The 5,198-nt window shown below is 70.0% G+C and carries 5 protein-coding genes; 2 read left to right on the top strand and 3 right to left on the bottom strand.

Translation table 11 applies throughout. The features are described from left to right. The 3 genes from AB0J04_RS45245 to AB0J04_RS45235 form a co-directional block, all read right to left on the bottom strand. Positions 1–438: ABC transporter substrate-binding protein (locus tag AB0J04_RS45245; RefSeq protein WP_363174568.1), on the bottom strand; the 438-nt coding region annotated here is incomplete at its 3' end. Between the two features lie 159 nt (positions 439–597). Continuing rightward, positions 598–1,599, bottom strand: a complete 1,002-nt coding sequence (gene add, locus AB0J04_RS45240; RefSeq protein WP_363174567.1) for an adenosine deaminase — start codon at positions 1,597–1,599, stop codon at positions 598–600. Continuing rightward, the gene (locus tag AB0J04_RS45235) at positions 1,599–2,591 is read right to left on the bottom strand and encodes a nucleoside hydrolase (protein WP_363174566.1); all 993 of its coding nucleotides are present in this window, start codon (positions 2,589–2,591) and stop codon (positions 1,599–1,601) included. Before AB0J04_RS45235 ends, add begins: the two co-directional genes overlap by 1 nt. Before the next feature lie 88 nt (positions 2,592–2,679). On the opposite strand from AB0J04_RS45235, the gene AB0J04_RS45230 reads away from it, so the two are divergent. Both AB0J04_RS45230 and AB0J04_RS45225 read left to right on the top strand, forming a co-directional pair. After that, on the top strand, positions 2,680–4,203 hold the full coding sequence (locus tag AB0J04_RS45230) for a sulfatase-like hydrolase/transferase (protein WP_363174564.1): 1,524 nt from the start codon (positions 2,680–2,682) through the stop codon (positions 4,201–4,203). Between the two features lie 46 nt (positions 4,204–4,249). After that, complete coding sequence (locus AB0J04_RS45225; protein ID WP_363174563.1) at positions 4,250–4,990, top strand: GntR family transcriptional regulator; 741 nt, start codon at positions 4,250–4,252, stop codon at positions 4,988–4,990. Positions 4,991–5,198 lie beyond the last annotated feature (208 nt).

The following is a 5,198-nucleotide window of genomic DNA, read 5'->3' as shown; positions in this document are numbered from 1 at the left end:
GGTTCCGGCCAGGACCCCGATCTTCTTGCCGGCGAGCTGGCCCGGCGACGTGATGCCCTTGCTGAAGAACATCTGGTTGTAGCCGCCGGCCGCGCTGGGCGCACCGACGGTACCCAGAATGGCGACGTTCTTCGTCGCGGTGGACACCGCGGCGAAGTCCAGGCCGAAGGAGAACTGCACCTGGCCGGCGATCATCGCCTTGATGCCGTCGAGACCGGTGGCGAAGGTCTGGACCTTGGGCGTCAGCTTCTCCTGGGAGAAGTAGCCCTTCGCCTTCCCGATGTAGGCCTCTCCCCCCAGCGTGTATCCGTCGCCCGCGACAGTGACCGTCTCGTTGCCGTCCCCACTGCCCGATGACGACGAGCTGCAGGCTCCCAGCGACAGGACAGCGAGCATCGTGCTCAGTCCGAGCGCGATCAAACGCGGCGTGTGTCTCATGTTCCGTTCTCCTGTCTGAGTACGCGACTGCGCACAGTTCTGCTCTACGTGACATGGGCCGGGAACCGGCGAGAATCGGTGTGCTCCGTCGGCACTGACGGCAGCCGGCTCGTGCGTGCCCGGTCCGCTCCGCCTGATCTGATCTGATCTGGCCTTGCCTCAGGGCGTCGGCATGTGCGCCGCGCGCCAAGAGTCGATGGACGCACGCAGTTCGGATTTTCGCCGGACGGTCGCGAACGAGCTGTCCACCGAGGTGACCGCGCACTCGACGAGTTCCTCGAGTCGCAGGCCCATCTCGTTCAGAGCGGCGGTGTAGACGTCCTCCAGCCCACAGCCGAAGTACGCGGGGTCGTCGGTGGAGAGGGATGCCCTGACGCCGAGCCTCATCAGCCGTGGCAGCGGATGAGCGCTCAGGCTCGGCACCGGGCCGACGAGGACGTTGGTCACCGGGCAGGCCGCCAGCGCGATGCCCTGGCCGATCATCCGCTCGACGAGGTCCGTTCGCTCGGCGACTCGGAATCCGTGGTCGACCCGGTCGACGCCCAGGGTTTCCAGGGCGGCTTCGATGCAGTCAGGGGCGACGGCGTGCGCGGTGCGCCCCCATCCCCAGTCCCGGGCGGCGGCGAACGCCTTCGCGAACACCGGCGGCGCGCCCGCCCGCTCGTCGCCCGCGACACCGATCCCCAGTACGTCGTCGCGGCGCGGCCGGAGGGCGCGCAGGACGTCCTCGGCACTGCCACCGTCCTGGCGGTCCAGTGTGGCGATCATTCCGCCCGACACGCCTCGGCCCCGCCATCGGTCGAGGCCCTCGCACACGCCGTCGACCACGGAGCCCAGGGGCACGCCGCGCCGGTGGTGCGTCTGGACATCGACGGCGAACTCGACGTGCCTGACTCCGTAACCGTGCGCCTCGGCCAGGTAGGCGTCCACGGCGTCGGCGAAGTCGGCCGCCGTGCGCAGCACCGTCGAACCTTCCGCGTAGACGCGGGCGAACCCGGCGAAGCACCGGCACTCCGCGACGAGGTCCACTCCCGCGAGCGGGTCCCGCGCCCCATGCCGAGCGGCGAGCCGTGATCGCGTGGACGCGGTCAGGGTGCCCTCGAGGTGCACGTGCAGTTCGGCTTTGGGAAGGCTCGTCAACGCGGCGCGCGTGTCGGTCATCAGCCGGCCCCGGGGATCTGCAGGAGCGTCGCCACCAGGTCGTCGGCGAACGCGTCGTCCACCGCCAGCACGACCCGGCAGTTCGCACCCTCCTGCGCGGGGTAGTCGACGTACTGCCCGCGCAGATCGGCGACCGTGCCGCCTCGCCCCGGCCCGGTGGTGGTGTCGACCTCGACGCGCACGGTGGGGGCGAGCGACGGCACGACGAGGCCGACGCCTATGGCCGCGGCGAGCGGGTCGTGCAACGCGCAACCGCGCACTCCGAAGATGCCGACATAGAAGTCGAGGTACCGGTCGAGCATCTGCCCGATGACGCGCGCGGGCTCGTGTTCCCCGGTGAGCAGCTTGCCGCGGTGCTCCTCGGTGAGCCGGTGCTGCATCGTCACGTCGAGGCCGACCATCGTCAGCGGCCAGTCCGCCGCGAACACCGCAGCGGCCGCCTCGGGGTCCCCCGCGATGTTGGCCTCGGCGGCCGGGGTGATGTTGCCCGGCGCCAGCGCGGCACCACCCATGATCGTCACCTCGGCCACGAGGCCCGGCAGTTCGGGCTCGCGCCGCAGCGCGACCGCGAGATTCGTGAGCGGGCCCGTCGCGATCACCCGGAGAGCGCCCGGATGTTCGCGTGCCAGCCGGATCAGCAGGTCCGGCGCGTCGAGCTCGTGGGGCAGCCTCGCCGAGGGCGGCAGCTGGACGTTTCCGGTACCCGCCCTCCCGTGCACCGAGGGGGCGCCCCCTGCGAAGGCCTGTGCGAGAGGGTCGCGTTCGCCCACCGCCACCGGAGTGGAGCTGCCGACCAGTTCCAGCAGCGCCAGGGTGTTGCGCGCCGCCTGCGCCGACGTCACGTTGCCGCTGACGGTCCCCACCCCCAGCAGATCGACCTCGGGCCGGTGGTGCAGGTAGAGCAACGCCATCGCGTCGTCGATGCCGGTGTCGCAGTCCAGATACGTCTTGATCGGCCCCGCGTCGCGCGGGCCGGGGTGAACTCGGGTCATCTCGATCCAAAGGGTGAGGCTCAGGTTCGGGTGTACGGTAGCCTGCATTGTTGTAGACGTCTATACCTCTCCAGGAAGTGAGACTTCCATGCCGCGCACGATCATCCTGGCCATGGTCGACCAGCTCGCCGCCAAGTGGGTCGAGGCCGCAGACGACGGCGTGGTCGACCTGCCCGAACTGCGTCGCCTGCGGGCGGAGGGGGCCGAGTTCCGGCACGCGTTCACCGAGAACCCGGTGTGCACTCCCGCGCGGGCGAGCATCGCGACCGGGATCTCCTCGTCGGCCAACGGCGTGGGCGAGTGCGGGTACCGCCTCGACCCCGCGGTGCCGACGTTCATGCAGTCGCTGCAGAGCGCCGGCTGGACCACCGCGGCCTTCGGGAAGCTCCACTTCCTTCCCCAACTGGAGGCGATCGCCCCGGACTACCGGCCGTACGGATTCGACGTCGTCGACAACACCGAGGACACCCGGGCCGGCGCCTGGCTCGACTGGGTCCGTGAGACGCACCCGCAGTGGTACGACGCGGCCAGGGCGACGGTGTGGATGACGATGGTGCCCGAGCTGGAGGACTACGGACCCGACCACGAGAACCTCCGCGACGAGATCCTGGACGCGCAGAGCCGTTACCCGCAGACCGCTCAACTGGCCTACGAGCTGCCGCTGCCCGCCGAGGTCTCACAGACCGCCTGGATCACCGACCGCGCCTGCGAGTTCCTGCGTCACACCCCGGACGGCGACGTGTTCGCCCAGGTCAGCTACGTGCAGCCGCACAACCCCTTCACACCGCCGGCCGACTATGACGAGCGGGTCGAAGTCGATGCCATCCCGGAGCCCATCCCGGCCGAATGGCAGGACGACCCGATACCGTACTTCGCGCAGGAGCGGTACAAGAGCGCGTCGTACGACGACTCCGACTGGCGCCGTGAACGACAGCTCTACTTCGCCGACCTGGCGCACCTCGACCACGAGATCGGGCGGCTCCGGCGCGTCCTGGAGGAGACCGGACGCGTGGACGACTGCCTGTTCGTCTTCACCTCCGACCACGGCGAACTCCTGCACGACCACGGCCTGTTGGGCAAGTGGGAGCGGCACTACGACTCGTGCATCCGCGTTCCCCTGATGATCGCCGCCCCCTCGGTGAAGCCCTCGGTGCGCCGCGAGCTGGTCAAGCACACGGACATCACCGCGTCGATCTACGACTGGGCCCGGATCGACCCGCCCGCCCTCCCCGTCGGCCGTCCCGGTGGCACGGACACGATTTCCATGCTGCACGGCCGCTCGCTGCTTCCGCTGCTGACCACGGACGCGGGTGCCGGAGACGAGTGGCGCGACGAGGTCCTCGTCCAGTCCAACAACAGCCACATGGACATCTCGCCCTCGAGCTGGGCCCGCACGATCCGCACGGAACGGCACCGGTACACCCGGTACTTCGAGGGCGGCGGGGAGCAGATGTTCGACCTGGAGACGGATCCGGACGAGCGGGTCAACCTGGCCGGGGACCCGGCGCACCGCGCGGAGTGCGACGAGCTGCGCGCGCGGCTCATCGAGGCCACCGTCCGCGACACGTACCCGAACACGCCCCGGTCGCTCTACCGGCTAGGTTCCTGGTGATCGCCGTCGTCCGCCGGCCTGCGCCGACCGCCCCGAGGAGTTCTCTGTGAACCGCGTCGACCACGCTCGCCTGAGCATCCTCCACCTCATTCGCGAGGGGACCGCAGGTGACCGCCTGCCCGGTGAGTCCGATCTGGCGACGCGCATCGGGGTCAGCCGGGTCACGGTTCGTTCGGCACTCCGGCAACTCTGGCACGAGGGCCTCGTCACCCGCCGATGGGGGAACGGCACCTTCATCGCCGAACCGCCCGCCGGTACCGGCTCTGCGGCGTTCCGCAGCATCTACGTCGATGTGGGCGTCGTCGGATCCCTTCCCGAGCGCATCCGTGCCGCCGGCTTCGACGTCGAGATCCGCGGCTTCGGCGCGACCACGGGGACGGCGCCCTCGTGGGTCGCCGAGTCCATGGTCGCCACCGAAGACGTCTGGCACATCGAGCGCACGCTGGTCATCGACCACAACCCCGGCGTCTACCTCGTCGACTACCTGCCGACGGCCATCGCCGGTAACGGGCTCGATCCCACAGCACTGGCCCACCCCGATCAGAACCTCCCGAGCCTGCTGGCGGCGCACGGCACCCGTGCGGTCAAGGACGAGGCATATTTGGAGGCCGTGGCCGCGCCGACACCGGTCGCCGCGGCCCTGAACCTGCAACCGGGCCGGCCGGTCCTGCGCGCGCGACAGAACACCCACGGCGAAGACGGGACGGTGATCGAGTGCACGGAGGTCCACTACAACACCGACGTCTTCGCGACCGTCCTGGTCAGGTCCTCGAGAGAGACGCAGTGAAAGACGAGCACCGCTGCTGCACACCCGCCCGGGACGGCGTCGACCATCCGCGCGAGTCGGCCGACCGCCCGGTCGTCCCCGCCGCGGACGGCACGCACCCTGTCGCGCAGGCACACGTCCCTCGACACGAGAACAGGAGGGGTGATTTCCACGGCGAAGGGTACCCGGGCGACAGAGAGGGACCGACACGACAACAGGTGGTCGACGC

This window comes from Streptomyces sp. NPDC050263, assembly GCF_040655955.1.
Taxonomy (GTDB): Bacteria; Actinomycetota; Actinomycetes; order Streptomycetales; family Streptomycetaceae; genus Streptomyces.
This window is presented reverse-complemented; position numbering and strand designations above follow the sequence as displayed.

Coding starts and splice junctions, on each gene's coding strand:
- add (WP_363174567.1), bottom strand. CDS start 1,599: ATGACCGACACGCGCGCCGCGTTGACGAGCCTTCCCAAAGCCGAACTG.
- AB0J04_RS45235 (WP_363174566.1), bottom strand. CDS start 2,591: ATGACCCGAGTTCACCCCGGCCCGCGCGACGCGGGGCCGATCAAGACG.
- AB0J04_RS45230 (WP_363174564.1), top strand. CDS start 2,680: ATGCCGCGCACGATCATCCTGGCCATGGTCGACCAGCTCGCCGCCAAG.